This is a genomic window from Streptomyces sp. NPDC004539 (assembly GCF_040610055.1).
Classification (GTDB): Bacteria; Actinomycetota; Actinomycetes; order Streptomycetales; family Streptomycetaceae; genus Streptomyces.
Genome location: NZ_JBEXLS010000022.1, coordinates 49664 through 68793 on the forward strand (window position 1 = coordinate 49664; position 19130 = coordinate 68793).

Annotated in this window: 19 protein-coding genes; 9 read left to right on the plus strand and 10 right to left on the minus strand. The window is 67.2% G+C overall.

Annotated elements, in window-relative coordinates:
* Nucleotides 1-25 precede the first annotated feature (25 nt).
* Complete coding sequence (locus tag ABZX85_RS35455; protein WP_355878128.1) at nt 26-736, plus strand: hypothetical protein; 711 nt, start codon at nt 26-28, stop codon at nt 734-736.
* A gap of 112 nt (nt 737-848) precedes the next feature.
* Here the strand turns inward: ABZX85_RS35455 and ABZX85_RS35460 are convergent, their stop codons facing one another.
* Both ABZX85_RS35460 and ABZX85_RS35465 read right to left on the minus strand, forming a co-directional pair.
* Nucleotides 849-1220, minus strand: coding sequence for a hypothetical protein (locus ABZX85_RS35460; protein WP_355878131.1), 372 nt, complete (start codon nt 1218-1220; stop codon nt 849-851).
* A 130-nt stretch (nt 1221-1350) separates the two neighbouring features.
* Nucleotides 1351-2214 (minus strand): YihY/virulence factor BrkB family protein, encoded by an 864-nt coding sequence (locus ABZX85_RS35465; RefSeq protein ID WP_355878134.1) that lies wholly within the window; start codon nt 2212-2214, stop codon nt 1351-1353.
* Nucleotides 2215-2466: 252 nt separating this feature from the next.
* On the opposite strand from ABZX85_RS35465, the gene ABZX85_RS35470 reads away from it, so the two are divergent.
* Nucleotides 2467-2952, plus strand: coding sequence for a hypothetical protein (locus ABZX85_RS35470; RefSeq protein ID WP_355878137.1), 486 nt, complete (start codon nt 2467-2469; stop codon nt 2950-2952).
* Nucleotides 2953-3296: 344 nt separating this feature from the next.
* Here the strand turns inward: ABZX85_RS35470 and ABZX85_RS35475 are convergent, their stop codons facing one another.
* Nucleotides 3297-4703, minus strand: a complete 1407-nt coding sequence (locus ABZX85_RS35475; RefSeq protein WP_355878139.1) for a macro domain-containing protein — start codon at nt 4701-4703, stop codon at nt 3297-3299.
* Nucleotides 4704-4786: 83 nt separating this feature from the next.
* Here ABZX85_RS35475 and ABZX85_RS35480 point away from each other — a divergent pair, with 83 nt between their 5' ends.
* On the plus strand, nt 4787-5710 hold the full coding sequence (locus ABZX85_RS35480; protein WP_355878142.1) for a macro domain-containing protein: 924 nt from the start codon (nt 4787-4789) through the stop codon (nt 5708-5710).
* Between the two features lie 6 nt (nt 5711-5716).
* Here the strand turns inward: ABZX85_RS35480 and ABZX85_RS35485 are convergent, their stop codons facing one another.
* From ABZX85_RS35485 to ABZX85_RS35505, 5 genes are all read right to left on the minus strand, one after another.
* Nucleotides 5717-6415 (minus strand): nucleotide-binding protein, encoded by a 699-nt coding sequence (locus tag ABZX85_RS35485; protein WP_355878145.1) that lies wholly within the window; start codon nt 6413-6415, stop codon nt 5717-5719.
* A 2-nt stretch (nt 6416-6417) separates the two neighbouring features.
* A complete protein-coding gene (locus tag ABZX85_RS35490) occupies nt 6418-8037 on the minus strand; it encodes a hypothetical protein (RefSeq protein WP_355878148.1) in 1620 nt (539 codons plus the stop codon).
* 6 nt (nt 8038-8043) lie between these two features.
* Nucleotides 8044-8664, minus strand: a complete 621-nt coding sequence (locus ABZX85_RS35495; protein WP_355878150.1) for a hypothetical protein — start codon at nt 8662-8664, stop codon at nt 8044-8046.
* Between the two features lie 764 nt (nt 8665-9428).
* Nucleotides 9429-9554, minus strand: coding sequence for a hypothetical protein (locus tag ABZX85_RS35500; protein ID WP_355878153.1), 126 nt, complete (start codon nt 9552-9554; stop codon nt 9429-9431).
* Between the two features lie 310 nt (nt 9555-9864).
* The gene (locus ABZX85_RS35505) at nt 9865-10455 is read right to left on the minus strand and encodes an RICIN domain-containing protein (RefSeq protein WP_355878154.1); all 591 of its coding nucleotides are present in this window, start codon (nt 10453-10455) and stop codon (nt 9865-9867) included.
* Nucleotides 10456-10894: 439 nt separating this feature from the next.
* Between ABZX85_RS35505 and ABZX85_RS35510 the strand changes: the two genes are divergently transcribed.
* From ABZX85_RS35510 to ABZX85_RS35520, 3 genes are all read left to right on the plus strand, one after another.
* On the plus strand, nt 10895-12133 hold the full coding sequence (locus ABZX85_RS35510; RefSeq protein ID WP_355878157.1) for an acyltransferase: 1239 nt from the start codon (nt 10895-10897) through the stop codon (nt 12131-12133).
* Nucleotides 12134-12147: 14 nt separating this feature from the next.
* Nucleotides 12148-12588 carry a transposase gene (locus tag ABZX85_RS35515; RefSeq protein WP_355878160.1) on the plus strand — a complete coding sequence of 147 codons (441 nt, stop codon included), beginning with the start codon at nt 12148-12150 and terminating at the stop codon, nt 12586-12588.
* Between the two features lie 95 nt (nt 12589-12683).
* Nucleotides 12684-14480 (plus strand): DUF4209 domain-containing protein, encoded by a 1797-nt coding sequence (locus ABZX85_RS35520; RefSeq protein WP_355878163.1) that lies wholly within the window; start codon nt 12684-12686, stop codon nt 14478-14480.
* Here the strand turns inward: ABZX85_RS35520 and ABZX85_RS35525 are convergent.
* Nucleotides 14468-15301 carry a helix-turn-helix domain-containing protein gene (locus ABZX85_RS35525; protein ID WP_355878165.1) on the minus strand — a complete coding sequence of 278 codons (834 nt, stop codon included), beginning with the start codon at nt 15299-15301 and terminating at the stop codon, nt 14468-14470. The genes ABZX85_RS35520 and ABZX85_RS35525 overlap by 13 nt on opposite strands.
* A 539-nt stretch (nt 15302-15840) precedes the next feature.
* On the opposite strand from ABZX85_RS35525, the gene ABZX85_RS35530 reads away from it, so the two are divergent.
* The 3 genes from ABZX85_RS35530 to ABZX85_RS35540 are packed head-to-tail and all read left to right on the plus strand — an operon-like array spanning nt 15841 to nt 18039.
* A complete protein-coding gene (locus ABZX85_RS35530; RefSeq protein WP_355878168.1) occupies nt 15841-16347 on the plus strand; it encodes a hypothetical protein in 507 nt (168 codons plus the stop codon).
* A complete protein-coding gene (locus tag ABZX85_RS35535) occupies nt 16334-17587 on the plus strand; it encodes an MAB_1171c family putative transporter (protein ID WP_355878171.1) in 1254 nt (417 codons plus the stop codon). The genes ABZX85_RS35530 and ABZX85_RS35535 overlap by 14 nt, the downstream gene beginning before the upstream one ends.
* Before the next feature lie 5 nt (nt 17588-17592).
* Nucleotides 17593-18039, plus strand: coding sequence for an NUDIX hydrolase (locus ABZX85_RS35540; RefSeq protein WP_355878174.1), 447 nt, complete (start codon nt 17593-17595; stop codon nt 18037-18039).
* 7 nt (nt 18040-18046) lie between these two features.
* Here the strand turns inward: ABZX85_RS35540 and ABZX85_RS35545 are convergent, their stop codons facing one another.
* Nucleotides 18047-18907, minus strand: a complete 861-nt coding sequence (locus ABZX85_RS35545; protein WP_355878177.1) for a helix-turn-helix transcriptional regulator — start codon at nt 18905-18907, stop codon at nt 18047-18049.
* Nucleotides 18908-19130 lie beyond the last annotated feature (223 nt).

The following is a 19130-nucleotide window of genomic DNA, read 5'->3' on the forward strand; positions in this document are numbered from 1 at the left end:
GAGAACGACGAGAGGTCCGGCCCCCTTGCCCCGCATCCTGGAGCTCGGCTCCTACATCCTCCCCGCCTACGCCGGCATGATCCTGCGCGAACAGGGCTGCGAGGTCACCAAGTGGACCCACCCGGAAGGCCACCCGGACCCCGTCCAGACCCTCACCAGAGGCGACGAACTCTGGACCTGGCTGAACGAGGGCAAGTCACTGCTCCCACGCCCCGCGACGGACGTACGTACCCTCGCCCCCGGCGACACGGACGTCGTGATCGACAACATCCGGTCCGCCACCTGGCGGTCCTGGGACATCGACCCCCGCGCCGAGGCCCGCCGGCTCAACGTCCCCTGGATCTCCATGCGGGACGAGTTCGACGGCCGGTCGTTCGACGCGGTGGCCCAGGCGAGGGCGCTGATGGAACACACCCCGTACATCCCCCTCTACCTGGGAGACACCTCGGGCGGCCTCTGGCTGGCCTTCAAGGCGCTGGCCCTCCTGACCGCCGGCCGCGCGGGACACCACACCCTCCGCCAGTCCAGCTGCCTCGCGAAACTGGTGGAGGGGGAGCTGCGGGTGCCCGCGACCAGGGGGAGCACCCCGCCCTGGGACGCCCCCGGGACGTACGGCCCGCACGCGAACGGCGTCCGTGTCGTCTACCGAGGCACCCCGGTGCACGAACCCGTCCGGGACCACCTCTGGAAATGGCGGCATCTCCGGCACGACGGGACGGGCCGGATCGTCATCTGAGCGGCGACCGGCCGCCGCGCGTGGCGGGGGACCGGACCTCGGAGCGAAGAACCCCGAGACCACCGGCCCCCACCCCGAGCACTCCCCTTCAGGTCACCCGAGTCGGCTCCCCCTAGAGCTCCTCCTCGCCCTCCCCCTCCTCGTCCCCCGACTCCGCCGCAGCCGCCATGATCGCCGTCTCGTACACGTCGACCACCTGCTCGACGCTCCGGTCCGTGCTCCGGGCGACCTCCGCGATCGCGGCGACGGCCCAGTTCGCCAGGGACAGGGCGAACGCCACGAGCGCGTCGTCCCCCCGCCCCCGCTTCACACCGAGGATGTAGGCGAGGTTCAGATAGGGCACCAGCTCCGGCTCCCGCACCTCGCCCGCGCTCGTACGGACCATCTCGATGGTCGTCCGGGACGCCTCCCCGCGCAGCGGCAGCAACCTGTCCCGCTCCGCGTACACCTCCGACAGCACGTACTGCCGCATCTTCTTGTCCACGCCGCTCCTCCCACCGGTTCGTCCCCTCAAGGTCCCCGATCGGACGGGTGGTCACCTCTCGTTGGATGCAACTGTGCGAACGGTTGGACGCGCGACCCTCAGTCACCCGGCCCCTCAGTCACCCGGCTCCTCAGTCACCCGGCTCCTCCTCCCCCCGCCCCTTCCCCAACTCCGCGGCGAACTGCGCCCCCGCGAGCAGCGCGAGGTTGGACAGCCACAGCCACACGAGGAACACGACGACGCCCGCGAGGGACCCGTACAGCCTGCTGTAGGCGCTCAACGTGGCGGCGTACAGCGCGAACCCGGCGGACACGGTCAGCCACAGGACGGCGGCCAGCGCGCCCCCGGGCAGACTGCGGGAGCGCCGGCGGGCCCCGGCCGGCCCGGTGTGGAAGACGACCACGACGAGCAGCGCGACCAGACACAGCAGCACCGGCCACCGCAGCAGGTTCCAGACGAGCGCCGCCGTCGCCCCGAGCCCGAGCAGCCGCCCGCACGCCTGCGCGAGCGGCCCGGTGAGCAGCAGCACGAGGGACCCGGCCAGCAGCAGGACGAGCAGCGCGAGCGCGGTGAGCACCGTGTGGTGGGCCCGCCGCCAGGGCGAACGGTGGTCCTCGGTGCGGTGCATACGGTGCAGGGCCCGCCGGAACACGGCGAGATAGCTGGACGCCGACCACAGCGCGCTGACGGTCCCGGCGACGAGCAGCGGCCACGCCCCCGCGTCCGCGCCGAGCGCCCGCGACAGCACGGCGCGCAGATCAGCCGCCGACTCGGCGGGCGCGTACGCGGTGACGTGCGTGACGAACTCCTCGGCCGTACCGGGGCTGATCAGCCCGAACGCCAGCACGGCGACCAGCAGCGCGGGCAGCACGGCGAGGATCGCGTAGTACGTCAGCGCCGCCGCGCAGTCCGACAGATCGTCGTCCCACAACGCCCCGGGCGTCCGCCGCAACGCCGGCCACCAGCGGCGGACCCCCGCCGTCCGCGTCCTCACGATGCCGTCCTTCCCTAGGTTCCCTCGTACTCGTTGCCTCTTTTTCCGACCCGAACCGTACGACGTTGTGACGCGACCGCCCGGAAAAGCCCCGGCCCCGCTCGACCGCCGGCCGAGGAACCCGCCCCGGCACAACCTGACAACTGCCAGGACCGCGCCCCCGCCCTCCCCTGATTCCCTTACGACGACGGCGGCCCGGCGGGACACCCGAGGCCGCCGCCACACCACCGCACCCGAGGGGAAGGCACCGTCATGACCGGACGAGCCATTGCCAGAGCCGCCTGTACAGCCGCCGCCGGCCTCCTGCTGGCGACCGGCGTCACCGTGGCCGCGCCGGGCACCGCCCTGGCCGCCCGCTCCGACTGCGAACGCGGCGCCAACGGCTTCCGCGACATCGCCGACAACACGGTCGGCGTGGCCGCCGGCCCCTCCGACAAGCTCCTGCGCCCCTCCGACCCCCAGGGCCTGGTCGGCCGCATCTCCCTGCGCGCCGTCCGCATCAGCGGCGACATCTACGGCTTCGCCGCCCTCACCGTCCCCCGCGCCGGCGACGACGTCTGGATGGACTGGACCCTGAACGGCCGCGACGTCCACGTCCAGTGCGGCCCCTTCAACGCCACCCGCGACGGCTCCCCCCTCACCAGCGCCGCCAAGATCACCGACAACAGCCCCAACTACCGCTTCCGCGCCTGCGGCGGGGGCGGCGGCCAGGCGGTCCAGTGCACCGACTGGTGGTAGCCGACCGCCCCACCCCGACGCGCCCCGTCCCCCCTCCAGGGCCGGGGCGCGTCGGCGTACCGGCGGAACCCGGCGCCGTCCCCGCAAGCGCGCCCCGGCCGTCGGAATCGGTTCGGAAGCGGAGGGCGGGTGCCCGCGGAAGCGGCGGGCGCGGTGCAGTGGGGTCCGGTGAGGCCGGGCGGCGGTGGCGGACCGCGTGAACCGGTGGGACGACGCCGCGCACGGGGAGCCCAGAGATGCGGAGGAACCCACCGGACCGGGGGGCGGGAGCCGACCGCCGACGCCCGGTCTCACCTCGGAGCCGTCGCGGGTGCCACGACGGCGCCCGTTCGTCCGGGCCCCGTTCAGCTACCCGGGGCGGGCCCGTCCGGGCCCCGCTCCAGGTCCGGGACCAGTTCCTGGAAGCGTCTCTCGACCGGCGCGAGGTCGGTTCGGGCCAGGTCCTCCGGGCGCACCACGATGCGGAGTTCGGGGGTGAGCGCGGGGTGGCTGCGGCAGGCGTCGATGAACGAGTCGACGATCAGGGCCACGAGCTGGCCGCGGTCGAGTTCGGTGACGCGGGCGAGCCCGGAGCCGATGAGCGGGACGGCGACCGGCTTGAACAGGCCGTGCACCGCGACCGACGCCCACAGGTTCGCCAGGCTGACGCGCAGGTCGTCGTGGCCGGAGTGGGCCACCAGGTCGTTGCCGAGCCGGGAGTAGGCGGTCGCGAACACCCGGCGTCCGCCGTCCACGGGGACGGCGACGATGGTGCCCACCGGGTAACGCACGCGCCGCCCGCGGGGTTTGGCCCGCGCGCTCTCCGTCGCGACGGCCCGGACGGTACGCAGCCCGGATCTGAGCTTCTCGTCCAGGAGACGGCGTTCCCCGGCGAACAGCCGGTCCACGAGCTGGCTCTGCACGCTCTCGCGGCTGATGACGATCGACTGGTCGGACTCGGTGTCGAAGGTGTCGGTGAAGCCGACCACCAGGTTCGAGTCCGTCTGCTCGAACAAGTCGCCCCGGACCAGGACGACATCGGCCCGCTGACCCGGCAACGGCACACGGTGGCGCATCAGTTCGGCGCCGTGCCGGGCCCGCAGCGTGGCCCGCAGGGCATCCAGGGTGTGCGCGGCCTCGGGGTCGTCGGGGTGGTCGCGGGCGATCGACTCGGCGACCGGCAGGGCGAGTTCGGGACGGCCCAGGTCGGCCTGGACGCTGACGAGTTCACGGCGGGCGGCGTCCCGCAGGGCGGCGAGGCGGCGGATGAAGGGCTCCGCGAACCCCTCGCCGTCGACCTCGGCCAGCGGGCGGCCGTAGATCAGGGACAGCGCCTCGTCGAGCCGGTGCGCGGCGGTGGCCGGCGGGTCGAGCAGGGCGCCGCGGACGACGTCGGTGAACCGCGCGCTGTCCAGTTCCCCGGGCCGCAGCACCAGGCGGTAGGCCGACTCCGAGCCGTGCAGGGTGACTTGCTGCTCGGTGCGCAGGACGCGGGCGCCGGTGCCGTCCTGCCGGGGATCGAGGGCGCGGCGCAGTTCCAGCACGCGTTTCTGCACCTCGTTGCGGTTGCGCTGGGCCAGATGGCGCGGCTCGTCGGCCAACCCCCAGACGTCACGCCGCAGTTGCCGTACCGGAACGGCCTCGCCCTCGGCGGCCACCAGGCGGATCAGCAGCCGGGTGGTCAGCGGTGTCAACCGCACCGCGACGCCGTCGACTTCGAGCCGGACCGGGCCCAGCACCCTCACTTGGATCTGCGTCTGTGCATCGGCCACTCGCGTCGCCCCCGCCGCATCTGTGCGCCACTCTGCGTAACTATCAAGTGACCGGCAGATTATCACGATGCCTTGGAGGAACGATGCGCTCGGGTGATTCCGGTGGACCCGGGACGATACGGCCGCCACGACGCCCGTCGCGGCTGTTCGGCACCCGCCGCGCCCGGCAGGTCTTCGCACGCAGCACGGCCGTCGCGTTCGGCGGGATGTCCGCGGTGCTCCAGTTCACCGCCCAGTTCCTCCCCGGCAGCCTGCCCGACCCCGGCCTCGTCAGCGCGGTGTCGGTGGGCGCCTGCCTGGTGTGGGGGCTCCGCGCGGCCCGGCCGGTGCGGCGGGTGCGGCAGGAGTTCCGGCGGCCGGACATGACGGTCGTGGTCGAGGCGGGCGACGTCTTCGAGCAGAGCGCGCATCTGGTCGTCGGGTTCTGCGACACGTTCGACACCGAGCCGCGGGCGTCCGTCGTCATCAACGGCGACAGCGTGCAGGCCCAGTTGCTGGCCCGGTGCTACGACGGCGACGTACGGCGGCTGGACGCGGAACTGGCCGGCGCGCTCGCCCCCCTCGCACCGGTCGCGCGCGAGGAGCGGGCCCGCAAACCGCTCGGCAAACTGGACCGGTACCCGATCGGCACGGTCGCGGTACTCGGCGCCCGGCCCCGGCTGGTGTTCGCCGTCGCGTACAGCCGGATCGGCAACGACTACGTGGCCGCGTCCAGCGTCGAGGACCTCTCGGCCGGGCTGACCCGGCTCTGGGAGGCGCTGCGCGACCACGCCCAACTGGAGTGCGTGGCCATGCCGTTGGTGGGGTCGGGGCTGTCCCGGCTCGGCCATCTCGACCAGGACAGCCTGCTGCGGCTGCTGCTCATGTCCTTCGTCGCCCGCTCCCGCGAGGGCGCGATCTGCCGCGAACTGCGGGTGGTGGTACGGCCGTCGGACCTGGAACGGATCGACCTGCGGGAACTGGGCGCCTTCCTGAGCGCCCTCGCGGCGGGGCCCGCCGCAACATGAGGACGTTCAGGCGATCCGCCGATAGGCCGACAGATTCTCGAAGTACGAGGTGTCGAGCCAGTCGGACCGGGAGTCGTCCAGCCGGCACTCGGCCACCTTCAGCCGGGCGACGATCTTCCTGAGGGAGTCCTCCGAACCGTCGAAGCGGATGACGTTGCGGCCCGCGGTGTCGGCGGCCTGCCGCAGCCGGCCGACCTCCACGATCACCGTCCGCTCGGGGTAGGCCATCAGCACCATGCCCAGCTCGATCAGCACGTTCTGCCGGGGCTGGCCGGTGAGCCGGATCTCGTCGTCGCGTTCACGGTCGCCCAGCAGCTGGGGGTGGAGCTTGGCGACGTCGTCCGGCGTGAGCAGCACCAGCGCGGCCTGCGCCTGGGACGGCGCGTGCGCGACGACCTCGCCGAGGAAGGGCGACGCCTTGCCGGTGGCGCGCACCAGCTCCTCCCACTCCAGGGGCCGCAGGTCCAGGCGGCGCAGCAGCCCGAACATCGCCGAGCGCACCTCCTCGTCACGGCCGTGCACGACGAAGACGCTGCGGGCGCGGACGTCGTCGGAAGGGTACGTGGGCGTCCCCGGCGCCGTCGGCCGCTCCCGCTCCGCGACCGCGGGGGCCGCCGGTGCCTCGTGGTAGTTGTAGCCCATCCGCCGGTTGCCGTCGCCGGTGAAGACCTGGTTGTTGTCGCCGAACGTGTTGTTCCCGCCCATGGTCACTGTCCCCCTCGATCGCCGGACGAACCGGACGGACCGTTGCCGGATTCGTGGTACTCGTAGCCGATGTCGTGGTTGTTGTCGCCCGTGAACACCTGATTCCGGCCCCCCATCAGGATGTTGGTCTGCGCGCGGTCGTGCTCGGCGAGGTCGATGTTGTGCTCCGCGAGGAACACCCGGATGTTCTGGAGCGTGCGGCGCTGCACGATCTGCATGTACTTGACGGCGTCGGTCTTCTGGAAGAAGTGGTGGTAGGTGTCGCTGGTGGCCATCTCCCGGACGCTGGTCAGCGCCCCGCAGTCGACCGCCTCGGTCGCATAACGACCCAGCTGGAACTCGCTGTTGTCGACCAGGACGGTCTCCGCCTCGGCGCGGGCGACGGTGGCGCGGCTGCGTCCGGGGCGCAGCAGCCGGCGTACCGAGCCCGGCAGGAACCGCTGCGGGACCAGGTACAGCGGCCACAGCGCGAGCGCCAGGGCACGCATCGGCACGGCCTTGGCCATGTCCCACGCGACCCGCACGGCCAGCCGGCCGTCGAAGGCGTCGGGCAGCCGGTCGGCGAGGTGGAAGTCCTGGACCAGCGGCCCGAGTACGTAGGTGTAGAACTCGGTGTGCAGGGTGTCGCCCTTGAGGTCGAACCCGACGAAGATCGAGGTCACCAACTCCTCGTTCCACGAACCGACCCGCACGCACAGGTATTCGCGGGCGGAGTCGTAGTCCTCCCGCCAGTGGATGTCGGGCAGGTCGTCCACACCGGGCAGCCGGGACCAACCGGGGCCGCGCGTACGGTCGTTGGTGCGGATCGCGGTGGTGAAGCGGCGCTGCTCGACGGTGAGGCCCTCGATGCGCTCGTCCTCGCGGGCCTCGTCGCGCAGCTCCGCCCGCATCCGGCCGGCCACATAGTCGGTGATGTCGTGGACAGTGAACGGGACGGGCGTCTCGCGCCCCTCCAGATCCAGGGTCGCGCCGCCGCCGTCGCCGTCGGTCTTCGTACGGGTGTCGATCCGCTTCTTGCGCGCACCGACCAGGAGTTGGGCGTTGGACCACTCGCGCAGGAGTTCACCGGCACCGACGAACGGCCGGAAGCCCCCGTAGAAGACGAGGCCGCTGCCGCTGGACTGCTCGTGGTCGATCTTGCGGACGACGGTGTCGGTGAGGGCCCGGTTGGCGGGGTAGGCGCCGTCGAAACCGCCGTCGGGGCGGGTCTCCTTCAGCCGGGTCATCAGGATGTGCAGGGTCACGATGCGCCGCAGATAGGCCGCGCCCCACCACACCCACACCAGGAGCAGCCCGGCCGTGAGGCCGTTCAGCGTGCCCTGGACCAGCAGCAGCCAGACCACGAAGGTGGCGCCGAGGCCCACGGCCCACTGGAGGCGGTGCAGTCGGCGGGCGGCGAGCGCGTGGGCGAGCACCGACACGGCGTCGTAGCCGTACGACGGCGCCACGACCCGGGGGTAGTTGCGCAGCAGTTCCCGCACGACCGCGCGCCGGTAGCCGGCGTCGAGGTAGGTCCCCGCGGACAGCAGGCGGGTGGCCTTGGTGCGCGCGTACGCCCGTGCGGCGCGCGGCGGTTGGTGTCCCGGCTCGGGGGGACGGGGACGGATCACTTGGGTGGTCACGGCCGTTCAGCGCTCCGCTCTCTGGTTACCCGTGGACTTGACGATCTCTCCGCCGCTGACGGTGTAGACCTTGTCGAACGTCTTCGTCGTACCGTCCGTCTGGAGCGCCTCGAGAGTCAGCGCCACGTCGTCGCCCTGCACGGAGGTGATGGTGATGGTGTCCGACCGGGTCGTGGCGAACCCCGTGACGAACGCGTCGTAGTCGCTGTCGAGGTTCTTGCCGCCGAGCGACCAGGCTGTCGCGTAGTCACGGCTGTTGATGGCCGCGAAGTAGGCGGTGACGACGCCCTCGGGACCGGCGGGGGTGTCGCTGTAGCCGGAAGCGGTGGCCGAGTCGTACGGCACGGGTGTGTCGCTCTCGTAGTACGGCACGGGTGTGTCGCTCGACCCGTACGGCACAGGCGTGTCGGTCGCGTCGTACGACGCGGAGGTGTCGGGCACCTCCGTCGTCTCCGAGGCGCTGGGCCATCCCGACGAGCCGAGCCAACTGCTGCCGGAGCGCGCGGAGTTGTCGCCGCCGCCCGACAGATTCCCGGCCAGCGCCAGCAGCAGCACCAGCACCAGCGGCACGCCGACGACGGCGAGCCCCCAGGTCCGGGCGGGTCCGGGCGGCGGGATCAGCCCCACGCCGTGATAGGCCGACGGCGCCCCCGGCTCGGCGGGAAATTCCTTCCCTGGATCTCTCCGGGACGATGGTGGTCCTGGGTCGTTCATGGGTACTCCAACGTTCACGACCCGTGCGACCCACGAGTCGGCGGCGAGCCGACGGCGAGAAGCGCGCGGAACGGCCGGTTGACCCTGCCGATACGACCACCCCACCCGCTTCCGCAACCAGAACCGATCCGCTTCCGATCCACTTCCGCCACCCCACCCACCCAACCAAAAAGACCCCCTCCACCCTGCGTTTCCGCAGGTCAGAGGGGGTCTCTTGGTGTGGAGCCTAGGAGAGTCGAACCCGAGGCGGGGACGCCTCTGACCTGCGATTATTCCAGAGAACCGGACATTGGCACCCTATTCAACCCTGCTCGATCCACCTCGGTCCCCGTCGATCCAGGGCCGGTGCGCACGCGTGTGCACGCAGCTCAAGGCGATTGCAGCAGCGAACATCATGCTTGCAACCATCCTGCCTACAGGGCGGCTTGGCTGCCCCCTGAAGGATCTCTGCAAATCATGCCCCTTCGGCCTGCCGTGGCCCTTCTCCGCCTGGGCGGAGAGCAGATATCGCTCCGCCCAAAAGCCGGCCCGCCTGTACTCGCGCGGAGAGCCAGGACACCGCCCGCAACCCCTGAGGAGCGCTCGCCGGGTCACCTCCGCTCGCGCAGAGAGCCGAGGCCGAGACACGCCTGGAACCACGACGGGATCGGTCGTGTCCCTCGGTGTGGTGTTGGGGATCAACTGGCGGGCGTGTTCGGGGTGTTGGGTAGTGCTGGGGCGCTTTCGGGGAGTTCGCGGTAGATCTCGCTCATGCTGCCTTCGGGGAGGTAGCGGCGGGGGAAGGCGATCCATTTGTCGTGCATCTCGAAGAGTACGGCGGTGACCAGCCAGATGAGCGCGTCGTCGTTGGGAGATCGAGGTTAAACGGGGCCACCACCCCAGTGGAAGGCACCACCACCGTCGTATTCGGTAGTAACACCTTCCACTGGGCTTGGGAGTGATGCCCCCAGGGCGCTTCCTGCGTGTTCGGATCCAGCACGCTGCCCGCCTACTGCCAACCTGCGGTATGAGGGAATTCGATGCAGGTCAGCACAGGGATGCGTGCCCCACTCATGGGGCATCGACCCATGCCGTCGACGATTGTCTGGTCAGGAGATATCCTGACCGTCCTAGCTACTGGTAGTAGATCCAACCCTGATTGACGTCGTTGGAGTTGCAGGTGAACTGGGCTGCCTGTGCACCGTTGGCGGTGCTGGCATCGACGATGCCCAGGCACTTGCCGCTCTTGCGGTTGTGCAGTTCGAAGGTGTACTCGTCGCGCCCCACTACCTTCCAGTCCTGGTTGGTGTCGCCGGACCCGTTCGCGATGATGGCGTTCGCACCGTTGGCCGTGCTGGCGCCGTCGATGCCCAGGTTCCGACCAGAGTAGTTCTGGAAGCTGAGGAAGTCACCGTCAGTGATCCGCACCCACAACTGCGTCAAGGAGTTGGCGTTGAATTCCTGCTGAACGACCCTGGTGCCGTTGGCAGAGCTACCACCTAAGGGCTGGATGAACTTCCCGGACTTCTTGTTCCCGATCCCGTAGTACGTGACCGCGGCCACGGACTTGCCCGCCGAGGACGTAGCCATGACGTCCCGAAGCGCCACGGGCTTCAAGTCACTGCTGGGCGCCGACTGGGCGCCTGCAACGGTGGGGCTGGCCAGCGCCATCAGAGTTCCGGCCAGGGCGGCCACAAGAACCTGCTTGGGGCGTCTGATACGCATGCTCTGTCTCCTTGCTGTAGGTGCTCTAGGCGTTACCGAGAGCACCCAATCAGGCTCGGCAACGATCTCGCTAGAGCATTCGAATATTTCGACCGAAAGCGCTTTCTTGACAGGGGTCGGACTCACACACAGAAGGCGACATCCCGCGCGGCGCCGGACAAGCGGTCCGCTTGAAGTACATGCGATCAGACTCGGCACTTCGACCTGCGGCCCCTGGATTCCCAGACACCAGACATGGTCATCGCTGTCTCGTTTCGGACCCACGACACCAAGCAACGGACACCCGACCGCTCCTTCCGGCGAGCAGGTGAACACCTGAGAGATGGCACACGTGAACATGGGTATGGAACCCCCCACCCCAACCTCCCCGGCCGGGGCGCGATCACCCTCCGCGCCTCCACAGTTACCCTTGGCTGTCGATCCAGTTCGTACATCACGCTTGGGCTGGCTGGACGCGTTACGCGGCATCGCAGCGCTCGTCGTGGTCTTCGACCACTCCTCGTACTCCTTCATGGCCCAATTCCGGCGGGAGTTGATGCCAGATTTCAACACCAGCCGGTATGGCATCATGGTGTTCTTCCTAGTAAGCGGCTACATCATCCCCGCCTCCCTAGAACGACGAGGAAGCATCCGAGATTTCTGGATCGGGCGAATCTTCCGCATCTACCCACTGTGCGTAGCCGTAGCCGGGGCCATGCTCACATCCCATATGTTGGGCATCGCCGAGATTCGCAATTTCGACGGAGAGAACGCTGCCGCAGCCGTCATCGCACATGTGACACTTTTCCAGGAACTGCTGGGCACCCCCAACCTTCTCCTTGTCCTATGGACGCTCTCGTACGAGATGGCCTTCTACCTGCTAGTCGTTGCCCTATTCTCGGTCCGTCTTCACCAACAGTCAGCCACATACGCCGTCGTCTTAGCGGCAATCGCCGCCATCAGCGTGGCGGCAGGGGCTGCGCTGCCCGTCTCTGCTCTGTCCGGGGCAGTAGGTGTCGTCCCGCTGATAGCTATTGCTGCGCTCACCATGGCGGCCGCCATCGGCTGTGCAAGCACACACTCTCCCGTGCTTCGTGTGCTCGGAGCGATATTGGGAGGTTTATTGGCACTCGTACTGGTCACGTTCAACGGCACGGTTCCCATGTGGGAAGGTTTGGTGATCCTTTCTGTGATGTTCCTCGGAACGGCCATCTACCGGGCCGAACACGGGCAGAGCACTTGGCGCACCGCGGCGAGCGCCGCCGCCGTGGTGGTGGCCTGCGCCGTAGGGAGTGCGTATCAATACGGAGGCGGGTCTAACTTCACCCGGCGCGGTTGGATCGTGGCGTTCCTGCTGGCAGTGGCCACATTCGGTATCGGACTGGCGTTTCGGCAGCGGCAGGTACCGCGATGGCTGATCGGCCTGGGAACGATCAGCTATTCGGTCTACTTGGTGCACCCCGCATTGCTGGCGGTGTCCGATGGCACGCTCGGGCGTTGGAAGCAGAACAATCTCGTGCTGGAAATTGCGTTCTACAGCGTCCTGTTGCCCATAAGCATGTTGACCTATCGATATATCGAAGCACCGGGCCAAGCGTGGGGTCGGAGACTAGTACGTCTAGTCCAGGTTCCACGCCGGAAGTCTGGTCACAAGGGTGCCGGATCCCTCCCGAGTAACACAACAACCCCAAGCGACTGAGGGTCTGGGCGTGAGTGCCGGACAGTCCGCAGCGAGCCCGCAGGTCTTGCGCGCTACTCGACTCGAAGTCGCCCAGAAACTCCTCAACAACCTCCCCCCTCGAACCGTTGCTGCCGCCTTGGCCTGAGCGGTCGCCGGGGCCTCGACCGGTGGCAGACAGGCTCTGTGTGCAAGGCGTCCTGTATGTCCTCTACAACGACATAGCCTGGCAACTTCTGCCTCTGGAACTGGGCTTCGGCTCCGGGCAGACCTGCTGGCGCCGGCTGGAGCGGTGGCAGCAGGCCGGTGCCTTCGACCGGTTGCACCGCATCCTGCTCGCCGGACTCAACACGGCTGGCGAACTCGACTGGTCCCGCGCGTGCGTGGACGGCCCCCACGTACGCGCGAAAAAAGAGGAGCCGACACCGGTCCGTCGCCGGTCGACCGGCGGAAGGCGGGCAGCAAACGCCACCTGATTCCGGAGCTTGACGGAGCACTGCTGCACTACCTCATGGGCCCGCATGTCAGAAATCAGTAGATATTGCGACGGTTCCCCTGCAAAATATAATGTATGGACTTCGCAGATGATCAACTAGTGCTTCTGGCCAGCTGGATCGACGAAGCGGCTCAAGCTGAGACCAAATTTGCAGCTCACCTATCACTTACTAGCCTTATTCCGATCGCCGAGCAAAAAGGGATGCTGGATGAAGACGACCTCGACAATACCGCACGGAAAGCAACTGCTTGGGCCTTCGCTTACCATGTTCAAGTAGTAGAAAACGGCGGCAAGTGGAGAGCTCGGGTTATCCCTTACCACGAATATCCAGATGGTTCATCAATGCCGCCTAGAATTGCCGACGTGCCTAACTCTGGTGTCGCGACGTGGTCTAGGTTGGCTGAAATTGTATCTTCGAATTTTGGCAAGGCCAGGCTGCACCACTTGCTCTTTGAGAGCAAACACGGAAACGTTCGCAATCACGCAATCCAGGCAGCGCAGAGTTATTTTCAAGCAGCCAAAGAATGGACTGATTGGCTTGATAAAGAAGAAGCCCTGAACACGGCGTTGCGGCTGGCGCGCGCAGTAGGGGAAAGAGAACTCGCCTCGCAAGTTATGGCGGACATGCTAAAACTAGTGGGTCAAGCCCTATCAAGCAACGAGGATTTGCCTGGAGTTGTATTGCGTGTCCTTCGGCCTCTCGTAGGTGAGATTTCACCTCCCCCAGCCCTGGATTCCACTATTGGCATCGCCTTGCAAACGTACGACTCTCCGTTCATCCGAGATGAACTATTGTCCCTTGCATTGCGTCGTCCAGTCACGGTCAAGGAACGTGATGCCTTGTATGTGCAGCGAGTGCAGATTTGGCTAGACGCTGCCGCCAGCGAGACTGGTCTAAGGAGAGCCGGTCACCTCAAGACTGCCCTTCAGCGCGCTCAGGAGACGGGTAAATCCGATCTGATTGAGCGTGCCGCTGCGGCCCTCCAAAAGATCCGGGAAGAAGATCTTGGGCTCGTCTCCTTTACCTCCTCCGGCGCTATAAGTCGAGAGCAGTTCCAGGAAATGATGGCGCCAGTGGTCCACGCCGCCGATTGGCGTGAAGCTTTGATGCAGTTCGCCTTCGCTTACGGGCCTGCCGTCGGTACGGTGGAACGCACAAGGAAAGCTGCCGAAGAGTACGCCCGCGTTGCCATCATCGAGAGTCTTGCCACAACAGAGATTTTTGGGTCCGATGGCCTACCACGCTTTTCTCCACAAACCGATGCCGAGAGAAACGAAATGCGCCTAGCCCGTCAAGAGACGTTTGCACTGCAAGCAATGGCTCCCTTGCTAGCACATCTATTGCATAAAGTAGCTGAGGCACACGGAGTTCCAAGCGAAGCGGATCTTACTGAGTTTTTTTCTCAAGGCCCACTTGCTTCACATGACTTGGCATCGTCGATCTCTCGGTGTTTCATCCGATTTTGGACCGGAGATCCGGAAGGGGCCACGTTCACCATCGCTCCAAAGATTGAAACGTTGGCTCGAAATCTCGTCTTGAGTCTGGACGCGGGTGTCTATCGGCTACAGCGCCAGGAAAAACCAGGACAGTACCCAGGGCTAGCATCCCTGCTTTCAACTCTACGAGAGAGAGGACTCGATGAGTCCTGGTACCGCAACATCCTCACTATTTGTGGAAACCCGGCGGGTGGCTGGAATCTCAGGAACGAACTTGCACATGGATTCGTTGAGAACTCCGGACCGCCGGGAGCGGCCATCCTATTTCAATGTGTGATGTACCTCTGGACCCTAGGTCCCAAACAAGAGAAGGATGAATCGGAGTCAGGAGCTTCCGGTTCCTCAGATTTCAACAGCTCACATCACTCCGAATAAACCATTTCAGCAGGTGCGAGCGCCACCAATCGGCAGCTTGGAAGCTCAAGAGGCTCCAGTACGAGAATTCGAACCAAAAATTCCTTTCCCCCATATTGGGGCAGATAGAGGCGCCTCGGAGAGCTAGATACTGGGTACGTCACGGTCGGCAGATCTGCATCGTTCCACATCTGTCGGGCGGTCGGGTCGAGCCGCACCTTCTCGATGATTTCCTGAAGCCGTTCGTCGTACGGCCACTTTTCTGCGTGAACACGAAGTGCAGCCATTGAGGGCAGTGCCCAGGATTCCCTCCAGTCTATGAGCTGGATGCGTGCTTCCGGGGAGGTCAGAACCCATTCCACGACGTTGACGCCGTCCGACATCCAAGGGAAGTACTCCTGGACCTTCTTGTTGCAGGCAAGGAGGTCCCAACGGTGGTTGCTGAGGTAGATCCCCCAGGTCGGGCTCTGCTCGACGAGGGACAGGAGGGCCGGGGACGGCCTGTGGGCCGACGGCCCGGAGCGAATGGCGTTTGGCGCCCGGCCTCGGGTGATGCCGTAGACGATGCTCCACTCGTCGTCGTCCAGGTCGAGAATGCGGCGCACGGCGTACAGGAAGGCGTCGCTGTAGTTCTTCGGGCGTCCCGCTTCGAGGTTGCCGTACCAGCGTCGACTGACGCCCGCCAACCGCGCCGTCTGCTGCTGGGTAATGCCGTGGGCTAACTTCGCACCGTACAGGTCGTTGAATCCCGGCACGTCCGCTGTGACGCGTCGGGCGCGAGCTTGGCGCAGGATGCGCGTGAGGAGAGGCCGCCCACTTTCCCCGCTATCCATAACGTTCATATAACATCCAGGGTTGGGATGTGCGTCACAGATTCCGATGATCAACTTCGTCAGCCTCCGGCAGGATGCAGCACACCGCCTCCTTTTTTGGGGCGAGTTGAAGCTGTACCGGGGCCGGACCGGAAAGAGTTGAACAGGAAACTACCCGGTTAGGGGAACTGCCAGTTCCCTTCCTCAGGATAAGCGGATGCTGTGAATCCTGTGCTGTTCCAGCTCTGGCCGTAGTCTCTTCATTGTCAAGGGAATCTCCTCCTGCGGGCCCGTCCTGCTTGGCTCGCGCACGAAAAGGATCTTCATGTCGCACCCCGCTCCGGCCTTCACAGGCTCCAGAGGAATACCGTCCCCCAACTGCTCTGGCGCTTCGTTCTGAGTGACTCATGGAGAAAATCAGCGCGCCCGGTTCGGACGGTCTCAAGCACCAGATACTCCGTTCCAGTGACCAGTGGTGGAGACGGGCAGTCGAGTCCATGCGCAGACGCCGTGAGGCGGCAGCAGAGCGGCGCCGACTCCATGATGAGTGCCGCTCCCATCTCGCCGGAATGCCTGTCCCGAGCCCTTTCACCCTGGACGGCCTGATCACGGGCATCGAAGCCGCCCGGAATCGCCGCATCAAGCTGATCCCAGTCCCAGACCACCTGCTGGCCAACACCGACGTGTGCGGCCTATGGCTGCGGCTGGACGACGTCGCCGTGGACCTGGTCCTGCACGTGCAGGGCACCACACCCTTCCACCGCCAGCGGATCATCCTCCACGAGCTGGCCCACATCTGGTGCGACGACACCACCGAGGCCAGCTTCGAAGAACTGGCCCGTCTTCTCCCCGACTTCCCGCCCGACGCCCTGCGCAGGCTCCTGGCGAAGGGCCGCGTGATGGCCCGCCACCGCTACGACTCCCCCACCGAACGCCGCGCCGAGATGCTGGCCGACCTCCTGCACCACGAGGCGTACGCCACCGACCACATCGACGACCCCACCCTGCGTCACCTCGCCGAAGACCTCACCCACAACACCCCCCACACTCCCCGGAAGCCCCGTGTCCGTCTCTGACCTGATCGCCACCTTCATCCTCGCGCTGCTCCTGCTCCAGGCCGCCGTCCGCCTGCCCGGCGCCCTGCGCGGCCGGCGCCGCAGCCGTTCTCTCTCCGGCGCCTTCATCGCCTTCGCGATCGCCTGGTGGTTGCGTACCGGCCTCGGCCGGACCGCCGTCGACCCGCTCGGGATCAACGACCTGCCCACCCTCCTCAAGCACGTCCTGGCGATCGCCGGCATCTGCGTCCTACTGATGTACGTCTGCGACGTGTACGCCGAGGAAGACGCGTCCGCCCGCCATATCAGGATCTCCGCGCTGGTCCAGCGCGTGACCGCGTACGCCTCGGTGGCGACGGTGGTATGCATGACGGCGGTGTTCTTCCTTGTCCTCGACCGCTCGAGGACCGACAAGGACAGCCCGTACTTCATCGGCCGGCACATGGGCGACCCCGGCCTCGCCCTCTACATGGGCCTCTTCTACGCGTACGTCGTGGCCGCCGCGCTCGTCTGCGCCTACCAATGGGGCCGCGCCGCACGCCGCCCCAGCCACTGGGCGCTACGCGTCGGCCTCACGATGATGGCGACGGGCATGACGCTGATCGTCGTCTACGCCGTCATGCGTACGGTCTTCCTGAGCGTCGCGACCGCGCACCCGCTCCCGGCGCGTGACCTGGCCGACCAGGAACACGTCACCGACACCGTGCTGTACGCGGGCTTCCTCCTGTGGCTCCTCGGTTCGATCGTCCCCGCGATCCGCGCCCTCCTGACCCGCGCCAGCAGCATCCGGGCAATCGTCAGGCTCCACCCTCTCTGGCGCGACCTCGCCCTCGCGGTCGACGGCATCGCCCTGTACCAGCCCGCCAACCTGCTCCGAGGCCACCGTGCCGCCGCTCCGCTCAGCACCCTGCGCGACGTCCTCTCTCACGACGCCACCCCGCAGATCCGCCTGGGCCGGTACATCACGGAGATCCGCGACGCGACGCACGAACTCCGCCGCCGCGCCCCGGCCGACCTCTACGAACGCGCCGTCCACTTCGCCGAGACGAAAGGCCATCGCGGCCCCGAAGCCGCCGCCACGGCCGAGGCGTACTGGCTCAAGGCAGCCCTCCCCGCCGCCCGCCAACCGGCCGGAACACCGACCGCCTTCCGAACCGCGGGCGACGACTTCGGCACCGAGGTCTCATGGCTGATGCAGGTCTCCCGCGCATACCGCCGGACCGACCTCACCCCCGTCCCACTCCCCGACACCGCAAAGTGATGACCATGAGCACTCTGACTGCCTCCGCCGCCGCCGTGTTCTTCAACCACGACGGCGAAGTCCTCATCGTCAACCCGACGTACAAGAAGTACTGGAACCTCCCCGGCGGCGCCGTCGACATCGACCAGGACGAGCCGCCGTACGACGCTGCCGTCCGCGAGGTGCACGAGGAACTCGGCATCACCCCGCACATTGGCCGCCTCCTGGTCCACGCGTGGATCACCATCCCCGGCGTCGGCGCCCAGGTGCTCTACGTGTACGACGGCGGAATCCTCAACCCCGAGCAGCAGGCGGCGATCACTCTCCAGGAGTCGGAGCTGAGCGAGTACCGCTTCTGCGCACCGCGCGACCTGGGGCCGGACCTGGTCCCGCCGCACCTCGAAACGGTGTGGCAGGCCGTCATCACCGCTCACGCGGAACGCCGCCTGGTGGACGTGACCGTACGTCTCTGAACAACACCTACGAACGGTCGGGCTGCGCCTTCGCCTCCGCGCGGGCCTGCTCGACCTCCTTGCGGATGAACGACAGCAGGTCCGCCGAGAGCCCCTCCTTCTCGCCGCCCCGCGCGGCGATCGCCGCGAACTCGCTCTTCAGCAGCCACGTCCCCGCGATGATCCGCTGAACATTGGCGTCGTCGGACCAGATCAGCGGCGTCGTGTCGAGAGCCTCGGCGAGCGCGCCGAGCACGTCCTCCGGCGCGGCGGTCGCCTCTCCGGTACGCAACTGGCGTACCGATTCCTCCGTCAGAACACGGGTTCCGGTCCTGCTATTGCCTTCGGCCGCAACTTCCGCGTCGGACAGGGGAGTTGGGAGACGCTGAATGAGATAGGTGATCTTCTCGGCCAGCGTTGTCGGCAGCTCTGCGGAGGCGCTCCCCAAGGAGCTTTCGGGGGAGGGGTCGGCACTCTCCTCCACGCTCTCCTCAAGTTCCTGCCCGTTCGCCTTGGCGATAGAGCGGTCCTCCGCCCTCCGCAGCTCCTCCACGGTCACTCCGTACCGCGCGGCCAGGGCCTGGACGTACTTCTCCTTGAGCCGCCGCTCCCCCCGCTCGGCCCCCGCCACCGGCCCGGCGCTCTTCGTCCCGATGATCGCGGGTGTCTCGTACTGAAAGAGGCCGACGTCGCAGCGAAGGTCCGTGAGGTCGGGCGATCCCGCGCGCGGGAAGAGTTCGTCGAGGGAACGACCAAGTGCGCGGGCTAGTGCCGGCAGCTTCTCAGGGTCGGGGGCCGTGAGCCCGGTCTCCCAGCCGGCCACCGTCGAGTCCGCGACGCCGACGGAGGCGGCCACGGCGCTCTGCGGAATGTCGGCAGCTCGCCGCACCGCGCGCACGCGACCCCTGTCGAAGTGTCGAGCAGCCATCGGACCTCGTTTTTTATCCAAGCAGAGGAAGCATCTGCTTGTTGATATTCACCGGAAACTGGGATAGCTTCAGCTTAGCGAAAAACCGGGGTTTCGCACACCCTGGCCTCGCCCGGCTCACGTGCGCCCACAGGCCACGGAGCTGGAACGGGTGTCGCGCGCATCGCGCCGCCCTCCCAAAACA

Bases quoted from the DNA above. Each gene is read 5' to 3' on its own strand.
- ABZX85_RS35470 (WP_355878137.1), top strand. From the start codon at position 2,467: ATGACCGGACGAGCCATTGCCAGAGCCGCCTGTACAGCCGCCGCCGGC.
- ABZX85_RS35480 (WP_355878142.1), top strand. From the start codon at position 4,787: ATGCGCTCGGGTGATTCCGGTGGACCCGGGACGATACGGCCGCCACGA.
- ABZX85_RS35485 (WP_355878145.1), bottom strand. From the start codon at position 6,415: ATGGGCGGGAACAACACGTTCGGCGACAACAACCAGGTCTTCACCGGC.
- ABZX85_RS35500 (WP_355878153.1), bottom strand. From the start codon at position 9,554: ATGCACGACAAATGGATCGCCTTCCCCCGCCGCTACCTCCCCGAAGGC.
- ABZX85_RS35505 (WP_355878154.1), bottom strand. From the start codon at position 10,455: ATGCGTATCAGACGCCCCAAGCAGGTTCTTGTGGCCGCCCTGGCCGGA.
- ABZX85_RS35520 (WP_355878163.1), top strand. From the start codon at position 12,684: ATGGACTTCGCAGATGATCAACTAGTGCTTCTGGCCAGCTGGATCGAC.
- ABZX85_RS35525 (WP_355878165.1), bottom strand. From the start codon at position 15,301: ATGAACGTTATGGATAGCGGGGAAAGTGGGCGGCCTCTCCTCACGCGC.
- ABZX85_RS35530 (WP_355878168.1), top strand. From the start codon at position 15,841: ATGCCTGTCCCGAGCCCTTTCACCCTGGACGGCCTGATCACGGGCATC.
- ABZX85_RS35540 (WP_355878174.1), top strand. From the start codon at position 17,593: ATGAGCACTCTGACTGCCTCCGCCGCCGCCGTGTTCTTCAACCACGAC.